Source organism: Kocuria sp. ZOR0020, assembly GCF_000800955.1.
GTDB classification, from domain to species: domain Bacteria; phylum Actinomycetota; class Actinomycetes; order Actinomycetales; family Micrococcaceae; genus Kocuria; species Kocuria subflava.
Genome location: NZ_JROX01000465.1, coordinates 1 through 232 on the forward strand (window position 1 = coordinate 1; position 232 = coordinate 232).

At 35.8% G+C, this 232-nt stretch carries 1 protein-coding gene; it reads left to right on the forward strand.

Annotated features, from left to right (window positions below; genetic code table 11):
• The first annotated feature begins 2 nt into the window (after positions 1–2).
• Positions 3–98, forward strand: a complete 96-nt coding sequence (locus L979_RS17150) for a single-stranded DNA-binding protein (protein ID WP_369793009.1) — start codon at positions 3–5, stop codon at positions 96–98.
• Positions 99–232: the final 134 nt, after the last annotated feature.

The window sequence follows — 232 nt, forward strand, 5'->3', positions numbered from 1 at the left end:
TTATTTCTAATGATAATAGCAGTCAATCACAAGCTAAACAAGACTTGTTTGGAAACTCTGAACCGATTGAAGTTGATGAATCATACCTACCTTTCTAGAAAGTCGGTTACATGTACACAGCAGAAGAAAAAGAGCAAATTATCGACATCGTTGATAAAATGAGCTTACTGAAACAAGACTTTGACGGAGCTTTCACTTGGATCAAGGAAAACGTATCAATGCCATTTGACTT